The following is a 19,398-nucleotide window of genomic DNA, read 5'->3' on the forward strand; positions in this document are numbered from 1 at the left end:
TACCTTACCATCAAGCTAATAGAACGCATGGTCATCTCTTACCGATAAATCTTTAATATAAAAACGATGCCGTCTCTACATACTATAAGGTATTAATCCAAATTTCTCTGGGCTATCCCAATGTAAAAGGTAGATTCCATACGCGTTACTCACCCGTGCGCCGGTCGTCAGCAAGTGCAAGCACCTCTGTTACCCCTCGACTTGCATGTGTTAAGCCTGCCGCTAGCGTTCATCCTGAGCCAGGATCAAACTCTTCATCGTTAATTCTTAAATATTATTTAACAACTAATCGAAATAGTTTTAATTAGGTACTCAAAATGGTTTATTCTCTTGTTTAAAAAAGATCGTTTCCAATCTCTTTCTTACGCTGTCAATTCAATATGTTTATGAACTTATTTCTTTAATTTCTCAGGGCGTTTATCTCCTAAGCGGGTGCAAATATAAAACCCTTTTTTTATTCCCACAATGTTTTTTTGAAAAAAAATTAAAAGTTTTTTTAACTCCTAAATCTCAATAAAAAAACACCATTTAAATGAACTTATTTTCTTCCCTATAAACGTTCCCGTTTTTAGCGGCTGCAAATATAAAACCTTTTTTGTTAATACAAAACTTTTTTGAAAATATTTTTAACGGCCTTTTAAATCCATTCTATTCCCAAAATTATATGAACAACGCCATTAACCATATCCCGTTTTTAGCGAGTGCAAATATACAACCCATTTTTTACCATTAACAAACTTTTTTGAAAGTATTTTTAGAAATAATTAAATAAAAAACTTAGACAACTAAGCACTAGTAGATAACGTGAGTGTTATTAGTAACAAAAAATACAGAAAACCAACTTTATAAGATATCTAAACCTATATATATGATTTTATAAATGGAATTATTCGAAATTATATAGTATCAACTATTAACAGTCTGGATGGACTTCCAGAAAGAGACATTTGTATCAATACTACAAGAAGAAGTTCCAAACAATACCAAAACGGATTGTGAAATCTCTATAAGGATGATTAGGAGCTGAATAATAATCGTAGCCAGTCCATGCCGAATTGAAATGCTCCGCTTTAATATAAATCCTTGCTTGTTGAATTTTAGCATTAACAAAAAAATCGAATCTAGGAAAACCTCCGTATTCACGATCTGTTTGAACATAGAACTCTGCCAGTAAAGGATCGTAACCATTCATATAATACTTAGAGAAATAATTAAAAGTAACTCCTGTTTGTAGGAATAATGCTTTTTTGAAAAAGTAATTAGAATAATAGAGCGTGTTTCTTGTTACGATTTCTGGAACATTAAACACATTATTATCATCTTTTACGGTTTGATATACTATAGAGTTATCTAAAGCAAATTTCTTGTATTTTATCTCCTTCTCCAGTTTAACCGTTAAGTAACTAATACTTTTATCGCTTTGAAAAGGTTTTATTGAACCAGTATCAGTGACTTTTTTAAAATAAGTATAATCGTTTATTGAAGTAATATCCACAGATACGTTTGCTATTTTATTGGAGTTTAAAGCAAACTCAACATTCTGAGTTTTTACATTATTAAAGTTAGTTTGCCAATTGTAACTTTGATAGACACTTTGATATAATAAGTAGTTATAGTTTGGAGCTTTTGAATTATGATTAATTTTAGCGCTAAACTCTATATCATCAGTAAATTGGTATGCTGCTTTTCCCGTTATATAGTTTCCTTCAAAATCACCAGATATATTTAAACCAAAATTCCCTTCTAAGCTAAACTTCTTTATTTTTTTGGAATATGTACCTCCAACTGAATAGACATCACCCAATAACCTATTTGTTATTAACGTATTATCTATAAAAGTTACTTTATCATAACCATAGTTAAAGTTGTTATAGGCTATTTGAAATTTAATTTTCCCAAGAATACTATTACTATACTCTGCATATAGTTGTGTGTAAAAGTCTTCTAGAGTTACTCTATCTCTTAAATCTTCTTGCTGAAAAGCTTCTCCAAAATAATCATTTTGATCCTCTTGATTATATTCGTAATACTTATCTTCAAATGAAATAATATTTCCAATACTCAATTTGTTTTTGGCTAATGAATCTTTTTCTTGAAGGAGTTTGTATCGATGATCTAGAAAAAATCGTTTTCCTTTTAATATATTTTCTGCATCATTAAAATTTACCGCTAAAACAGATCTATCCTTAAATTCGGGGTTTCCAGATTCAAAATATGGCACATTACTATCTTGAATCCCTCCATTTTCCTCATTCATCAAGTCCTGCATAACTATGTGTCCATTAGCGATGTATCTATTGTTTTTGGTTTTATAGCTTGATGTAAACCTAAAATTTCCAGTACTTGTAAGTGCATGCTGATATTTGCCTAGAGAGCGCATACCTTTATATGCAATTGAAAAATTAAACTGTTTAGATGTATTAACCGTAAAAAAAGCATCTATTTGCTGTCCTTGACTAAATGCTGTTTTATAATAAAGTTCGGTAAATGGTGTTGGCACATGGTAATAGTTAATATCTTCTATTTCCATATAATTAAAATGCCTAGCCCTAGCTCCAAAAGATGGCATTAGGTTGCTATCTTCAAGATTATATATTAAGGTATTATAAGATTGTCCAACATTTGAAAAAGATATCAGGTTAAAATTATCCTTTCTTAAGTAATTAAACTTATAGTCTCTTTTTACTCTAAGTGTCGTATCTACGTAGGTTGTATCTCTTTCCTGCGATATTATTAAATACTGTTCAATTTTGGCATCTTTGTTTTTTAGATTCTTATTACTGGTGCTTTTTGTTGAACCTTGATAGGAATCTTCCTGATAGTTATCGTTTTGTATTAGTCCGTCCTGACTTTGAGACTTGCTTTTATCGCGAGTTGGCGTAATTTGAGAAAAACCTAAATTAACAATACCTATTAAAAAAAATGCTAAAAATATTTTCTTCATAATTATTTTTTAGACCTTGCAGATGTCTATGGCTTATTTTTAATTTGTATTGTTTTGTTTACGAATTTAAATAATTAGAAAACTAATTTTCGTCAAAAATAGAAAATATCTTTTTGGATTTTATTTATTATAGACAATATTACAATTAATAATTACGTCTTATTCTTAAGATTTATATAAATGCTGAAATTTAAATTTTCCAACTTCACTCTTGAATGTGGTACTGACGAAGCTGGCAGAGGTTGTCTTTCCGGCCCTGTAACTGCTGCTGCAGTAATACTTCCAAAAGGATTTAAGAATCAACTTTTAAATGATTCCAAGCAAGTTTCAGAAAAAAAAAGAGAATTACTTAGACCATATATTGAAGAACATGCTTTAGCTTTTAGTATTGCACATGTATTTCCAGAAGAAATTGACGACATAAATATCTTAAACGCATCCATCCTGGCCATGCATAAAGCTATTGAAGCTTTAAAAACACAACCAGAGTTTATTATTGTTGATGGTAATAAATTTAAATCTTATAAAAATATACCAAGCGAAACCATAATTAAAGGCGACAGCAAATACCTTTCTATTGCAGCAGCTTCAATACTTGCTAAAACTTATAGAGATGATTATATGAAAGGACTTCATGAAGAGTTTCCTATGTACAACTGGGCTCAAAACAAAGGATATCCAACCAAAGAGCACAGACTAGCCATTAAAAAACATGGTATTACAGATTATCATAGAAAATCTTTTAGACTCATGCCAGAACAATTAAAATTAGAACTATAACTTATTATATTTGCACAAAACCCTCAAAATAAATGAAAGGCATTTTTTATTTCATCTTAATCACTCTATTCATTACAAGTTGTAGTAAAGACAGGAAGTTTAGCAACCCTTCAGATTATATTCCAGAAAATGCATCTATTGTTTTACAAGCTTCAGACCTTGAAAGTTTAAAAAACAATATTAATAACAATAATTTTCTTGAAGTACTTACAAAATCTGGAACATTTTCGACTGTTTCAAAAAAAATTAAAGCTTTAAATTACTTTAAAACATCTAACAACTTGTTTCTTTGTTTTACTACAGACAAAGACAATAGCTTACAATATTCAATTATTACTACTTACAATAAGGACTTGTTTGATGTGGACTCCTTACCCAATCATAAAATTGAAACTATTTCAACAAAAAAACATACAATAACAAAAACTACTATTGATAATAATGTTCTGTTTAGTGTTTTAAAGGATAGTATATTTATTGGTTCTTCTAATTTAGATTTACTTACAAAATCCCTGGACAAGAAAAACAATCCATTAGAATTGGTTGCACTTTTAAATACTTCAGATAAAGACAGTCAGTTATCTGTTTTAATTAATGAAAACAACAATTATTTCAATTCGTTTTTTCTGAATGATTCTATAAGCAAACAGAAACTAGCCAATTATATCATGGTTGATATTGATTTAAAACAAGACGAAATTCTTCTAAACGGAATTGCAAAAGCAACAGATTCTACTAAAAGTTTAATCAATGTTTTTAAGAATACCATTCCACAAGAAAACCAGTTAGCTAAAATAACGCCTTCTAATAGTGATGGGTTTTTAAGCTTTACTTTTAATAATTATAGTAATTTTAAAAACAACCTAAGACCTTATCAAACTACCGATTCAATACCTGTAGAAACCACATTATTTGACAATATTGTTGAAGTAGGTGTTATTTTTGAAGGCAACCAAGAAGCAATAGTCTTAAATTCTTTAGACGATTTGTCTACAAACGATGCGCTTTTAAACGAACAAAACTTATTAGAAACCTACAGAGATATTGATATTTACAGTTTCTCGACCCCTAATTTATTCAAAGAAACATTTTCACCATTCATCCACTATAGTAATGCAAGCTTATATTGTGTAATAGATAATTTCTTTGTTTTTGGTCATTCTATAGACATGCTTCAAAACATTATTGCTAATTATCAAAACAACACCACGTTACAAGAGAGACCTTATTTTGAGGCGATAAAAGAAAATTTAAGCGATGAAGCATCACTTATGTTGGTTCTTAATCCTTCAAAGTTAAATAATAAACTAGAGCAATTTCTTAATGAAGATCTATCTTTAAATCTGGATAATTACAAAACTTCAGCCATTCAGTTTATTTACGACACAAATTTTGCTCATATAAATGCCGTTATAAAAAAGAACAAAATAAAAGCCATAGAAAACTCGGTAACCGAAGAATTCAACATAAAGATTACCGAAAACATTTTAAACACCCAACAATTTGTAATAAATCATGAATCCAATCAGAAAGAAATTGTATTACAAGATGTAAAAAACAATTTGTACTTAATTTCTAATACAGGAAAACTCCTTTGGAAAAAACAACTTGATGGTGCAGTCTTAGGAAAAGTAGAACAAATAGACATGTACAAAAATGGCCGACTTCAATTGGCTTTTGCAACCCAAAATCGTGTGTACGTATTAGACAGAAATGGTAAAGAAGTAGCTCCTTTCCCATTAAAATTTAATGATAAAATCACCCAACCACTTTCCGTATTTGATTATGACAATAACAGAAATTACAGACTTTTGATAACACAGGGCAAAAACATTATTATGCTAGACCAGTTAGGAAAAACTGTTAAAGGGTTTACTTTTAAAAGTGCAGATAACAATCTAATTCATCAACCTCAACATATTCGCATTGGTAAAAGCGACTATCTCCTATTTAAAACATCTGAAAAATTATATATTTTAGACCGAGTAGGTAAAACTCGTGTATCTCCTAAAAAATCATATAATTACTCCAATCAGGCTGTTTACTTATATAATAACAAGTTTACAACCACAACCAAAGACGGGAAATTGGTAACAATAGATGTTAAAGGAAATACTTCTGAGCAGAACCTGCAATTAACAGATAGACATCATATTGAAACTACTTCCAAAACACTTGTAGCACAATCTGAAAACAAGTTGATTATAAAAAATAAGACTCTGGAAATGGATTATGGAAATTATACAAAACCTGATATCTTTTATTTATACGACAAAATTTATATCTCTGTAACCGATTTGCAAGCCAAGAAAATCTACTTATTTGACAGTCAAGGGAAATCTATTTCAAACTTTCCTGTTTATGGGAATTCCAGAATAACTTTAGATAATATAGATAAAGACAGAAATTTGGAGCTTGTAACAAAAGGAGATGATAATTCAATTTTAATTTATCAAATTAACTAACTAATAATGACAATGTTAAAGTAATAAATTTCTATTTTTACAGATAATTTTTATAAAAAATGTTAACTTTATAATAGCCCAACTATTAAATAGCATAGTTTAACCTTAAAATTATTTATTATGAAAAACCACCCATTTGCACTTATTGTCTTATCCATGCTGCTGCTTACAAACTTGAGTTGCGATGAAGATGACAACAACAACAATAACAATCCAGATGAAATAAAATTAACCGTAGAAAATAATTTTTATGAGGGTGATTTATACAGATTGTATTTAGATAATCAAATACTATTTACAACGGCTGAAATAGATATTGCAAATGAAATATTAGAAAACGATCCTGACAATGTAGAGTGGCTTGCAGAATTAGAGGCCCTTCAAAATGCTTTAGGAATATTAGAAAACAAGGTTGAAGAACAGAATCAATATGCAGCAGTAATTATAAACGTACCAAGAGTTCCTCGTGTGCCTCCTATTCCACCTCAACCATGTCTTTCTGGAGCTTGTATGCCAAATATTTTAAAATACATAACAATCTCTGAAGACATACTAAGTGTTAATGTAGTTGTTAGAAACTCGCAAACCGAAGAAATAATTACCTCAGCAACTATTGATCAATTTACACCACTACCAGAATACAACAATTTAGTCTCTGCAACTTCTTTAGACTTCAAGGAGTTTACTGGTTCAATTTATATTAGCGTACAACGTACTAATAAGAACAATGAAACCATTAATTACAATATTAACGGGAACGTTTTTTAATAAACCGATTTTCTAAATATAAAAAGCTTTTAGTAACTTTACTGAAAGCTTTTTTTATGCGCAACATTCTAATAATTATTTTAGTATTTATATCTACTCCTATAATTTTTGCTCAAGAAAACAATCATATAAAAGAATTAGATTATAATTTTGATAAAGCTTACGAACATTATTACACCAACAAAGACTCAGCATTATATTATATCAATAAGGTAAAAGAACAAGCTATTAAACATCATGAAATTGAATATGCAATTGAAGCCTTAATTACTGAAAATTGGGCAGCAAATTCAAATTATAATTTACTCTTAATTAAAAAAAACCTACAACAATTAGATTCTGTTTTAACCAACAACTCAAGTTATATAGAAACACTTGATTTATACAACTACTATAAAACCGCCAACAGTTATTCCAAATCTTTATATGAATATGAGCTTAAGGACTACAAAAAGGCTCTAATTAGTTTTAAAACTTTGGTTAATGACACTGAGAAGATTCCTGATTTTAAAAAATATCCCAACATTTTTAGCCTATACTTAACAGCCAATAATTTTATTGCTAAAATTTATAGCGACGAAGGGCAATACAAAGTTGCTAGGCAGTATTATGAACAAAATTTAAGAACTATTGAATCTCATCCTGAAGCAAATTTAGAATTAGCAAATAACATTGAAATTCTTATTTCAGAACTGTATCAAAAAGAAGGTCGTTTTGAGCAAGCGAATGCTACCATCTTAAAAAACTTATCCTATCATACATCTGTTTCAAAAAACAGCAACCGTATTATTTCATCCTATCAAAGTGTTGTTAATAATTGCATTCATCTTAAACAAATGGATAGCGCCACGTTTTATCTAAAAAAAATGAAAGAAAATTTACCAAAAGATCATCCCTTTTGGTATCGATATCATGAAGTTAAAGCAAAAGTCTATGAAGTAAATAATGAATATAATCTAGCAGAAAAAGAACTTCTAACCGCTTTAGAACTTATAAAACAAAAATGGCAGAACCAACCACATAATGAAGTAGCAGAAATTTACAATTCTTTAGGAAATCTAAATGCCAAGTTTAAGCAACCTAAAAAAGCTTTAGAATATTATAATTTGGCTATCTATCAGTTTTCTGTAGACAAAACAAACTCTACTATTAATCAAACCTCACTCTTAAAGATTCTTAAAAACAAAGCTGAAGTATTAAATAACCAAGAGTTATTCTCTGAAAGCATGTCAACTGTCAACCTTGCATTACAAACCTTAGATCAATTAAAACCTAGCTTTAAAAGCAATGCAGACAAATTGTTTTTAATGGCCGAAGCATTTCCTGTTTTTGAATCTGGTTTAGAGGCTACCTATAATTTGTATCAACAAAGCAAACAAGACTCACTTATAGACAAGGCATTTTATTATTCTGAAAAAAGTAAAAGTGTATTGCTCTTAGAAGCCATTTTAGGTACCAAAGCAAATAAGTTTGCAAACATTCCAAAGCAGATAATTGAAAAAGAGCAACTTTTAAAATCTCAAATCAATCATATAGAAAAACAATTAAATAAAACAAAAAATAAGGTTCTAGAAGATCAATTATTTGAAGTAAAACATACATACAGAGAACTTATAACGACTATTGAAACTGAATATAAAACCTATTACGATTTAAAGTATAATACCGAAGTTATCTCTTTAAGCAAGCTCCAAAACCTATTAAAACCTAATGATGCTTTAGTATCTTATTTTTATGGAAATCAAGCCATATACATCATAACCATTACAAAAAGCTCAAAATCTATTGAACAATACAAAATCGACAACCTTTTAGAAGACGATATTGTTTCTATATATGAAATGTTAAACAACCCAAAGTCTAACCTTGAGAAATTAACTAACAAGTCCTTTAACTTATATAAAAATCTACTTGCTCCAAGTATAGAAAATCTATCTCAGCAAGACCTTATAATTGTAGCAGATGGATTATTAAATTACATTCCGTTTTCTAGTATATCCACAAATGGAACATCTAATTATTTAATTGAAAGCCATACAATTAGTTATGTCAATTCGGCAACCTTATTAAACCAACTTTTAGAAAAGGAAGGCATTAATAATAAGGTGTTGGCTTTTGCTCCTAGTTTTGAAACATCATCATATAATAGCTTACTATCGTTACCAAACAACCAAACCGAAGCTGAAGCTGTTTTAAATTATTTCAAAGGAAAAACCTTGACTAATAATCAAGCAACACTTAATAATTTTAATTTAGATGGTGAAAATTATGGCTTACTTCACTTTGCTACTCATGCTATTTTAAATGATGAAACCCCAGAATATTCATATTTAGCATTTCAACCAAACCAAACAAAAAACAACTTGCTATATGTAAGCGATTTATACAACCTAAACCTCAACACCAATTTAGTTACTTTAAGTGCTTGCGAAAGTGGTATTGGTGATTTAAAGCGTGGAGAAGGTTTTATAAGTTTAGCAAGAGGGTTCTATTTTAGTGGAGCTTCCAGTATATCCAGTACCTTGTGGAAAATTAACGATGCCTCTGCATTAAACATTATGGATGCCTTTTATAGGAACCTATCTAAAGGAAAAAATAAAAGCTTGTCTTTACAACAAGCCCAAAAATCTTTTATAAAAGCAAATAACCAGAATGCTTTAGCACATCCTTATTATTGGTCTGGATTTGTTATTTCAGGGAACACAACCGCTATTACCAGTGGTTATAACTGGATATGGTATTTATTAATTGTAGCTGGTATTATAATTATTGGAGTGGTTTTGAAAAAAAAGAAGAACATCTAATTAAGCTTGGTTAAAAGTTCTTGAGCTTTATCTTTATTATAGGTGTAATTATTCACTAAATCTTCCAAATAAATTTTAGCTTGATCTTTATCTTTTTCCTTGATTGCAATTAAAGCTAGATACCAAGTAGATTCTGCAACAAAACTCTCATTTTCAGTTACTACTTGTGTTAATAAAGCTTTAGCTTTTTCTGTGTTTTCTAAACCTAAATAGGCTTGAGCTTTATAAAAACCCACATAATTTTTTTTTGTTTCAATAGAGAAAGCATCAAGCTTCTCAATGGCTATTTGATAGTTTTTAGTTTCATAAGCTACAAAAGCTTCACGCTCTAAAGAGTTTTCATTGTCACCTCTTGTAATGGTATAAACTGTATTTGGATATTCGCTAAAGTTATTATCGTACAAACTGTTATAATTGGTATTAAAAAAAGTGTTATATCCAAACCAACCCATTAGCAGTATAACAGACGCTGCTATGGCTAAATTTCTATAATTAAAGATGGAATTTTCTTGCTTGTTTAGGTTACTCTCAACATCTTGAAGCTGGGCTTTTAGTCTATCCGTTTCGTGGCTTTTAACAGCTTGTTTCAAATGACTTTCAAATTCAAATTGTTTTTTAAATTCGGCATCTGTTTCCAGTAATTTTTCAAATAAGATTTCCTGTTCGGCAGTTAAGCTTTTAGAGAAATAATGATATAATAATTCTTGGTTATTCATTGCTATTATTGATTGCTATTAATTCGTTCCTTTAAGGTTTTCATACATCTTGACTTGGCACTTTTTACTACATTTTCACTTGTGTATTCGCTAGTTTCAATAATGTCCTTTATTGTATATCCTCTATAATAGAATAAGGTTAACAATTCTTGACATTTTTTCCCTAAGGTTGCAAAGTGTTTTTTTAATAAAACCTGCTCTGTGGTTAGCTCTTCTTGATTTAAATCTAAATTTGCATCAACAAGCTCTTCCTTTTCCCTAATAAGCGATAAATCGAAATCTGGATTTATGGTCTTATTATTTTTTTTCATTTTATCAAAAATTAAATATTTCCCTATACTAAATAAGTAAGTAGATATTGAGCTGGTAAACTCTTCAATTTTGCCTTGCATGACATTGTTGTAGAAAATAATATAGGCATCTTGATAGATATCTATAGTATCTTCAGTAGGCAAGTTATACTTTCTAGCAAAATTTATAAACTTATCTCTGTTCTCTTCATATATTTTATTAAAGAACAAATCGGAGCCTTGTTTTAAATCTTCAATGGTTATGTTCTCTTGAACGCTTTGCATTTAATATCCTAAATTATAAAAGGTTAACATGTTCCTGCTAAATTAACTTTTTTTAAGTAGAAGCCATTCATTTTTCTTACAGATATAAGTATTTCATTAAAATTTATATACACCCTGATATTCTAATATCAAAACAAGACCTAGATGATATAAGTTGAAAAATTTATACCCAAGATGTTTACCATCTATTAAAAACCACACTAATAAGTGTAAGACAAAAGTAATATCTAGTCTATTTACTAACTAGAATACTAGATTCAAACCTGAAAACAATAGTGATATTTTACAATTTGAAACTCTTACAGATTAACATGAGTTATAACATTATAAACTATTTAAAAGCCTTATATATGAGAACTTTATTGAAACAATCCTTTTTAATACTTATTATTTTACTTTCTCTTTTTAATTGCAGCTCAGACGATGATGGAGAAGATATAATAACACCACCTGAAAACACTAGGCTAAAAACGTATAGTTTTAATTCTAATGAATATTTAGTATCCTATAATACTGATGGTTATGTTTCTGATTACCGTAATTCACCAGATACTCCTGGAAACATAGTTTATAATTCGGACAATAAAATAATTCAATTAGGAGTCCAGAGTTTTCTCTATAATTCTCAAGGACGAATTTCTGAAATTACAATGCCAGATACTGCATCTTACAGTAATCAAAAAACAAATTTAATTTATAATAATGATGGATTAATTGCCCGTCAAACCCTGAGCTATGTTAATAGCAGTGGAGAAACTAAAAATATGCAGAGATTATTTGAATATAACACGAATAAAGAGTTAATATCTATTACCGAAAAGTATATATCTGACTCCGTATATTCGCGTAATCTTATAAGCTATGACTCCAATGGGAATGTTTCTCAGGTTATTAATTATTACAGTCATGATGACGTTTTATATTCATATCTCCAAGACTATACTTTTGTGTATGACACTAAAAAAAACCCATCAAAACTATTACTTAGCGATTGTGGTGTTACATCTAATTTCTCGTTGTATAATATGATTTCTCTTTCTACAACGAATTTTTTTGGTAATTATACACTTTTTAGATTAAGTTATTTTAGCAATAATAACGTTATCTCTAGCGAATACTCCAGCGATTTTGGGTCTTCAAATAATAGCGTCTATACCTATGTTTATAACGACAAGGACTATCCAACATCTGTTGAAATTTACGCTACTTATTCAGATGGCTCTAATTCTACCCATTATAGAACCTGGACCTACGAAACCTATTAACAATTAAACATCTGCTTTAAACCGAAGATTATGTCTTCACTTGTATATTTATGCAAGTTAACCTCTTAAAATGGTTAGTATTAAAAGTGTAAAACCTTAAAAAACTAATAACAAAATTTCAAAAAAATGCAAAAACACTATTTCATCAATAAAACTAGTATGATTAACATTTTTAAAGTAAATAAAATGATTCTTGTGCTATTATTAACTCTAACCATGTCTTGTAGTAATGACGACGATTCGCCAGAAGCAACCTCTCCTTCTGTTAGTTACAACACGGCTACAATAAACGCAACATTTTTCCAAGATGGGAACACGAATGCTCCTACTGTAAATTGGAATGGAAATCAAGGCACGTTTTCATTAGTTAACAGCATGGACGGATTAAGTATAAACACAACTACTGGTGTAATAAGCTGGACAAAAACTTTAGCTGCTGGAGAACACGAAATTCAAGTAGTTGCCAACAATAGCGCAGGTCAAACCACCAGCTACTTCACCCTTAAAAACCTACTTCAAGGGGAGTTTATTGGGGTCATTGATCAGTCGGCTTATTTTGCTATTGAATTTTTTACAGATGGTACAATTGAAATAAAAGCAAGTAACCCACCGGAACCTGCTTATTATGGAACATGGGTATTAACAGATGATGAGATTTTAGCAAACTTAACTTTAGTTGAAGTTCCAACAGAACAATATTCTCTTAGAGGCAATCTTTTGCAAACTAATACATCTGCCACATATTCTGGATCAATATTTTGGGAGCACAATGCACACCCAGACAACGAACAGTTTCCTTTTGTTGTCGTTCTGGAATAGAAAAAATTATAAATATAATTTAAACCGAAATAATTATTTCGGTTTTTCTTTACCCAACTGTTAACCTTTTGTTTAATACATCATTAATTAGAAACCATAAACATTCTAATATAATCAAAACATGAAAAAACTAAACATTCAACCGTTTAAAAGCAACAAATTATTTTTAATATTTGCCGCATTATTCTTTATTGGCACTCAAATTCAAGCTCAAATAGCCCTTGGTGGTGGTTTGGCTTACAACGAAAAAGTCTCTGGTCCTGGAATAACGCTTAAAGCAGAATTTAATATCACGGAAAATATAGCCATTGCTCCTGGAGGCACTTACTTTTTTGGAAATAGTTTATATGGCTATAACCAAAATATTATTGCAGTAGATGTGAACGCACATTACTTTTTTAATATTATTGAAGAAAAGCTTAAAATCTACCCTTTACTTGGTATCAATTATTCCAACTATAAAACTGGATCCACTTATTATGGCTACTATTACAACACTTATGAAGTTAAAGACAGTGCTTTTGGCGCAAACATTGGAGCTGGTGGCAGATGGGCTTTTTCTGAAAAATTAAGCGTCTATCTAGAACCAAAATATATCATAAGCGATTACGAACAAATAGTAATCAATGCTGGAATTTTATTCCAAATATAACATCGAACATCTATTATTTTATTTGAATTAGTCTTCAAGAGGAAAAGCCAAAAAATTAAAATTTTTGGCTTTTTTTTATTTCAAACGTTAACCTTCAGTATATCATGCCATTAACTGTAAATATTAATCTTTAAATCATAGAAATTATGGCAACGAAACAATTTACAGTTAATTATTACAGAACCTGCTTAGGTTACAAAAACTCTGCAACATGGAATGGATCCAACATCCAAATTCAAGGGTACATTACATGTTATGGAAGCGATCATCGATTCATTATCTATTTTTTACATGAAGATAGCCCAGTACCTCAACCAACTTACATTCCAGCAAACAAGGTTGGAGCTATATTTTTACCCTTTAAAGATATGGCTATGTATATGGATATGGTACGAAATGAAAAACCAATTTATGCGTATTTAAATTCTTCTAAACCACAGTGGAATAGTATAAAAACTTCAAATGAACCTGTTGGAGAAGAAGAAAGTTAAAATGGAGTAAAAAATCGAAGTTTAAACTTCGATTTTTTACTAAATACAAGTTAACCTTTTGTAAAACAGATTATTAAATATTAAACAATAAAAACATAATATTATGAACTATTTAAAAAACAACAAACAGAGTTTGAATTTAAAATTCCTGTTAAGAACATTAAGCATTGTGCTTTTAGGAATAATTATTTTTTCGTGTGATACAGATGATGATATTCCTGTTGAAGAGAACAATCCGCCACAAACAACTACTGGTTATTCAAAAATTAAAAATAATGAATGGAGAGACCATATTGGAGAAGAATTTGAAGTGGAAGGTATTCTAATAGAAGAAAATGGCATTGCAAAATTATTAATTGATAAAAACGATTATTATATAGATGGAATTATTAAAGAAACCAACTACATCTATATTGATAAAATTTCAGATTTAGATAATTCTATTAACTTCTCAGAATATTTTGGAAAAAAAGTAAAAATTAAAGGTACATGTGAAGAAAATGAAAATAATTCCATTCAAATATCATCCGAGTTATTAGGAGACATTTCTTTGGCAACCATTGTTATTAATAACTTAATTAATATACAAATTCTCAATCCAAATATCATTATTCAAAGACCTCCAATTATTTCAATTTGTCAAGTTTATCCTGCAATATGCGAATTTCCAATATTCGAAAACAACAAGACTGCCTTGCTTTATAGCGGAGGTATTAACGCCAGTTATGCCTACAAAAGGTATTGGAACGACTTAAAATTAATGTATGCTATTTTGCGGGATAAAGGGTATCCAGAAAATAAGATACGAGTAGTTTATAAAAATGGTATTGGAGAGGACAATGAAATCCCTGTACATTATGCAGCAAACCAAACAGGTCTAAATGAAGCATTTAATTACTTGGACGAGTACACAAATAGTGCTACAAAATTCTTTCTAATGATGAATAATCATGGAGGAGGTAAAGATAACTTTGGACGTTCAAGCACTGGAGTATTTGATACTGATGGTGATGACAATAGAGGCAGTATTTCAGACAATACAGATGAACAATATTTTTATTATAATTCCTCTACAGCATTAACCGATGATTATTTGGCTACAAAAATTAACGAACTACAATTCGGATCAATGATTGCTGTTATAAAACCGTGTTATAGCGGTGGTGTTATTTGGGACTTTAAAGGTCCAAACCGAGTTATCATGACTTCAGGAACTGAATTCCAAGTAACTTACTCTCATACTTCAGGACAATATGGCGAATTTACCTATCATTTCTTTGCTGCTGTTACAGGAAAAGATCCTATTACTGGAGCAACTGTCAATGCCGATTTAAATAGCGATGGACAAGTATCCATGTACGAAGCTCAAAAATACATTCTTGCAAACGATGTTAGACCTGAACAACCTCAATACGAAGACGACAACGATGGAGTTGGCACCTCGTCACCAAGTTCTACAGGTTTTGGATCGATAACATATCTATAATGTTATGACACTTAAAAAGTCCGGAAATCACAAGTTTTCGGACTTTTTTTCATTTTATGTTAACCTTTTATAAAAAAACACATGAAATATAGAAATCAATAAAACTTAAAATCATGAAAACAATTTCTAATTTAATTTCAAAATCTAAATATGTATTATTAGCATTTTTAGTCATCTTTAGTTTCTCTTGTTCACCTGAAGATGGAGATACAGGTCCACAAGGCCCAGCTGGAATGGATGGAACGGATGGAACGGATGGAACGGATGGTAATGCAAACGTAATTTACTCAAGTTGGTTTGGTCCAGATGGTCAAACATTTATTTCTAATGGATACACCTCTTATGCTGAGTTTGAGGTTAGTGCTCCAGAACTAACAAACGATATCATTAACAATGGTGTTGTTTTAGTCTATGCCAAATTTAACAATTATGTTCCTGAAGTTTGGCCTGCTGGACATGTTGCTCAATTACCCCTTACAATAAGCGGTGGTACCACAGACCATATTTACACCTATTATGTTGAGGATTCTAATATGAAAATTCGTTATCGCCAAGAAGGCCCTGCTTCTACTTGGTCATTTGTTGGAGTACAGATGTTTAGGTATGTATTAATTCCTGGTAATATTGATGCAAGAGCACAACAAATAGACTACTCAAAAATGACTTATGAAGAAGTTATAAATCATTTTAATTTAGAGTTATAAAACAACTTTTTTTAAAGTCTGAAATTAACTCTTCAGACTTTTTTCTACTTTTTGTTAACCTTTTAAATAAACTAACATTAAACCTATAAATCATTAAATCATTAAATCATTAAAAAAATTATGAAAACAATCCAAACAACAATGTCAAAAACCAAGTATGTATTATTGGCACTTTTAGTCGCTTTTAGTTTCTCTTGCTCTCCAGAAGATGGCAACGATGGTGCACAAGGTCCAGCTGGAATGGATGGAACTGACGGGGCAGATGGTAATGCGAATGTGCAAACTTTTATTTTTAATTCACCCTCCTGGAGAGCGAGTAGCTCTGGAATGAAACTAAACTTGACAGATGTACTGACAGACTATGTAATAGAAAACGATGTGATACTTACTTATGTAAAATTTCCAGATTCTGAAGAACCTAGTATTGTTCCTGGGAAAGTATTTATAGGAGGGAGCTTTAAGGACATATTTGTGTCTTATGGTACTTCTACTAACACAGGATTTCCAACTCCTCAACATATAGGTCTCGTTTGTTTTGAGGAAAACGGGAACCACACTCCAAATGCTAATTTGCCTGCTGTTGAATGGGTTAAAGTTATTATTATAGAGTCTACTAATACCACTACCACAGAGGGCAATGGTCGCGTTATGAGTGGTAAAGAAGCCGTAATGCATGAATTACAAAGTGCTGGTATTGATTTAAATAATTACGACGCTGTTTGTAGCTATTACGGCATTGCAAATTAAAAATCCTTTTTGCCTCATTAAATCCGAAGTTAAACGCTTCGGATTTTTTTTATAAACAACATTCAACTTTTTCTCTTGAAATGATTAGTATTGCATACTCAATTATCAGACCATGATTTCTAGAAAAAATGCTTCCATATCAAAATGTATCATCCATAAAGTGGGTAACAAACACAACAATACCAAAAATGCTTTTTCTGAAAAAGAAGTCCATTTTGACGAAGCCAGTTACGAACTGATGCTACCGTTTTTATTAAGACCTTTTGGTTCTGTGGTGCAATCTTACAGATTTAATCATCATGCTGATATCTCTTTAAATGAAATTAACACCTACAGCGCTCAAATGTTTAATGAAGATGACACCTTTATTGAAACCTCAAAACACATTGTCAAACACTTGTTCGAACAATCTAATTCGGCACAAATAAAAACTGGCGATGTTTTGGTAGTAATGTTTGAAGGCATTGAGTTCAATGAAATAACCACCAATGCCTTAGGAATTTTTAAAATTGAAAGCAAAGTCAATTTCTTTCAAACTTATTTAGAGAACAATAGTTATGACGTCTTGGTTCAAAAAGGAATCAGTTCTAAAAAAGTAGATAAGGGTTGCTTAATATTAAACCAAACTGATACAGAAGGTCCCATAATCTTAAGTGCTGACAACAATAATTACGATGCACAATATTGGACCAACCACTTCTTAAATATTAAATATGCTGATGATGCCAATAGCCATACCCAACAGTATATTGAGTTATGTAAAGATTTTTCTGAAGATATTTTAAAGATATCTTACGGCAACCAAGAACAGAATACTTTTTTAGCTAAAACCATCGATTTTTTTAAAGAAAACGAAACCGTAAATGTGGAGCGCTTTAAAGATGAGATTTTTGAAGAAGATAAACACAAAACTTTATTCGAGGATTATAAAAAAACCTTCGAAGGAGAACAAGACCTCGTTATAAGGAATCAATTTGATGTAGCTGAAGCAGTTGTTAAAAAAGAAAAGAAAAAGATTAAAACCGACATAAAACTAGACACCAATATTCAAATCAAATTAGATATTGATGCTCCGGAAGCTTCGAGCGAATATTTAGAACGTGGTTACGACGATGAGAAAAAAATGCACTATTATAAAGTGTTTTTTAATACTGAAGGTTAATAATGAAAATAAAGGTCGATAAGTTTGTTATTGCTATTGCCCTTACTGTTTTTATAGCTTATATTTTTCCAGGCTTTGGCAGTAAACAAAGTGCTATTCCTTTCGATTTAATTGGTACTATTGGGATTTCGCTAATTTTTTTCTTTTACGGTTTAAAATTAAGCCCTAATAAAATTAAAAGTGGTTTAAGGAATTGGAAATTACATTTGCTAGTCCAATTAACTACCTTTTTAATATTTCCTCTTATTATAATTCTTTGTAAACCTCTAATATATAACGAAGAAACAGAACTACTATGGCTTTCGTTTTTATTTTTGGCAGCTTTACCTTCCACAGTATCTTCTTCGGTTGTTATGGTCTCTATAGCAAAAGGTAATATTCCTGCCGCTATATTTAACGCTAGTATTTCAGGTCTTATAGGGATTGTAGTTACACCTCTTTGGATGGGTTTATTTTTAGATCAAACTACAGCAAATTATAATATAACATCCATCTATTCATCACTCATCATCCAAATTTTAATTCCAGTAATTTTAGGAATACTCTTGCAGAAATATTGGAGTGAATTTGCCATTAAATACAGAACACAATTAACACTATTCGACAAGTCGATTATTTTACTTATTGTTTATAAAAGTTTTGCCGAAGCTTTTTACAAAGATATTTTTAGCTCGATACGTATTCGCGATTTACTCTTGCTTTTTACATTAGTAATTATACTATTTTATGTGGTGTACTTTATCACTGGTTTTATCTCTAAAAAACTCCACTTTTCTACTGAAGACCACATTACAGCCCAATTTTGTGGAACAAAAAAATCGCTTGTACACGGTACTGTGTTTGCCGAAATTCTTTTTCCAAGTACCATGTCAGTTGGTTTTATGTTGCTTCCCTTAATGATTTTTCATGCCGCACAAATATTTATAGTTAGCGTGATTGCAACAGGTTTGGCTAAGAGAGACAATTAGATTACAAAATCTATGTGACTTAATAAATTTTAATTTAGAAATCTAAATTGTA

General features: G+C 30.3%; 16 protein-coding genes and 1 rRNA gene (1 of these 17 cut by a window edge). 13 read left to right on the forward strand and 4 right to left on the reverse strand.

The window, feature by feature from the left end; genetic code table 11:
* Positions 1 to 261: ribosomal RNA gene (locus OS191_RS07390) — 16S ribosomal RNA — on the reverse strand (it extends 1,259 nt beyond the left edge of the window).
* 697 nt (positions 262 to 958) lie between these two features.
* Complete coding sequence (locus OS191_RS07395) at positions 959 to 2,944, reverse strand: putative porin (RefSeq protein WP_267155070.1); 1,986 nt, start codon at positions 2,942 to 2,944, stop codon at positions 959 to 961.
* Positions 2,945 to 3,124: 180 nt separating this feature from the next.
* Here OS191_RS07395 and rnhB point away from each other — a divergent pair, with 180 nt between their 5' ends.
* The 4 genes from rnhB to OS191_RS07415 all read left to right on the forward strand — a co-directional run bounded on the left by rnhB (position 3,125) and on the right by OS191_RS07415 (position 9,761).
* The gene (gene rnhB / locus OS191_RS07400; RefSeq protein WP_267155071.1) at positions 3,125 to 3,724 is read left to right on the forward strand and encodes a ribonuclease HII; all 600 of its coding nucleotides are present in this window, start codon (positions 3,125 to 3,127) and stop codon (positions 3,722 to 3,724) included.
* A 32-nt stretch (positions 3,725 to 3,756) separates the two neighbouring features.
* On the forward strand, positions 3,757 to 6,189 hold the full coding sequence (locus OS191_RS07405) for a ribonuclease HII (RefSeq protein ID WP_267155072.1): 2,433 nt from the start codon (positions 3,757 to 3,759) through the stop codon (positions 6,187 to 6,189).
* A 120-nt stretch (positions 6,190 to 6,309) separates the two neighbouring features.
* Positions 6,310 to 6,957, forward strand: a complete 648-nt coding sequence (locus tag OS191_RS07410) for a hypothetical protein (RefSeq protein ID WP_267155073.1) — start codon at positions 6,310 to 6,312, stop codon at positions 6,955 to 6,957.
* A 56-nt stretch (positions 6,958 to 7,013) separates the two neighbouring features.
* Complete coding sequence (locus tag OS191_RS07415; RefSeq protein WP_267155074.1) at positions 7,014 to 9,761, forward strand: CHAT domain-containing protein; 2,748 nt, start codon at positions 7,014 to 7,016, stop codon at positions 9,759 to 9,761.
* Here OS191_RS07415 and OS191_RS07420 read toward each other — a convergent pair.
* Positions 9,758 to 10,477 carry a tetratricopeptide repeat protein gene (locus OS191_RS07420; RefSeq protein ID WP_267155075.1) on the reverse strand — a complete coding sequence of 240 codons (720 nt, stop codon included), beginning with the start codon at positions 10,475 to 10,477 and terminating at the stop codon, positions 9,758 to 9,760. The two genes, OS191_RS07415 and OS191_RS07420, sit on opposite strands and share 4 nt — an antisense overlap.
* A 5-nt stretch (positions 10,478 to 10,482) precedes the next feature.
* Complete coding sequence (locus OS191_RS07425) at positions 10,483 to 11,052, reverse strand: RNA polymerase sigma factor (protein WP_267155076.1); 570 nt, start codon at positions 11,050 to 11,052, stop codon at positions 10,483 to 10,485.
* 311 nt (positions 11,053 to 11,363) lie between these two features.
* Between OS191_RS07425 and OS191_RS07430 the strand changes: the two genes are divergently transcribed.
* The 9 genes from OS191_RS07430 (at position 11,364) to OS191_RS07470 (ending at position 19,346) form a co-directional block, all read left to right on the forward strand.
* A complete protein-coding gene (locus OS191_RS07430) occupies positions 11,364 to 12,317 on the forward strand; it encodes a hypothetical protein (protein ID WP_267155077.1) in 954 nt (317 codons plus the stop codon).
* A gap of 159 nt (positions 12,318 to 12,476) precedes the next feature.
* Positions 12,477 to 13,136, forward strand: coding sequence for an Ig domain-containing protein (locus OS191_RS07435; protein WP_267155078.1), 660 nt, complete (start codon positions 12,477 to 12,479; stop codon positions 13,134 to 13,136).
* 121 nt (positions 13,137 to 13,257) lie between these two features.
* A complete protein-coding gene (locus OS191_RS07440) occupies positions 13,258 to 13,788 on the forward strand; it encodes an outer membrane beta-barrel protein (protein WP_267155079.1) in 531 nt (176 codons plus the stop codon).
* A gap of 146 nt (positions 13,789 to 13,934) precedes the next feature.
* Positions 13,935 to 14,279, forward strand: a complete 345-nt coding sequence (locus OS191_RS07445) for a hypothetical protein (protein WP_267155080.1) — start codon at positions 13,935 to 13,937, stop codon at positions 14,277 to 14,279.
* A 103-nt stretch (positions 14,280 to 14,382) separates the two neighbouring features.
* Positions 14,383 to 15,765 carry a C13 family peptidase gene (locus OS191_RS07450; protein WP_267155081.1) on the forward strand — a complete coding sequence of 461 codons (1,383 nt, stop codon included), beginning with the start codon at positions 14,383 to 14,385 and terminating at the stop codon, positions 15,763 to 15,765.
* Positions 15,766 to 15,878: 113 nt separating this feature from the next.
* Positions 15,879 to 16,469 (forward strand): hypothetical protein, encoded by a 591-nt coding sequence (locus OS191_RS07455; RefSeq protein WP_267155082.1) that lies wholly within the window; start codon positions 15,879 to 15,881, stop codon positions 16,467 to 16,469.
* Positions 16,470 to 16,589: 120 nt separating this feature from the next.
* Positions 16,590 to 17,216, forward strand: a complete 627-nt coding sequence (locus OS191_RS07460; protein ID WP_267155083.1) for a hypothetical protein — start codon at positions 16,590 to 16,592, stop codon at positions 17,214 to 17,216.
* A 112-nt stretch (positions 17,217 to 17,328) separates the two neighbouring features.
* Positions 17,329 to 18,378: a nucleoid-associated protein gene (locus OS191_RS07465; RefSeq protein ID WP_267155084.1), complete on the forward strand. Its 1,050-nt coding sequence runs from the start codon at positions 17,329 to 17,331 to the stop codon at positions 18,376 to 18,378.
* Positions 18,379 to 18,380: 2 nt separating this feature from the next.
* Complete coding sequence (locus tag OS191_RS07470; RefSeq protein ID WP_267155085.1) at positions 18,381 to 19,346, forward strand: bile acid:sodium symporter family protein; 966 nt, start codon at positions 18,381 to 18,383, stop codon at positions 19,344 to 19,346.
* The last annotated feature ends 52 nt before the right edge of the window (positions 19,347 to 19,398 follow it).

Source organism: Xanthomarina sp. F2636L (genome assembly GCF_026410195.1).
Classification (GTDB): domain Bacteria; phylum Bacteroidota; class Bacteroidia; order Flavobacteriales; family Flavobacteriaceae; genus Xanthomarina.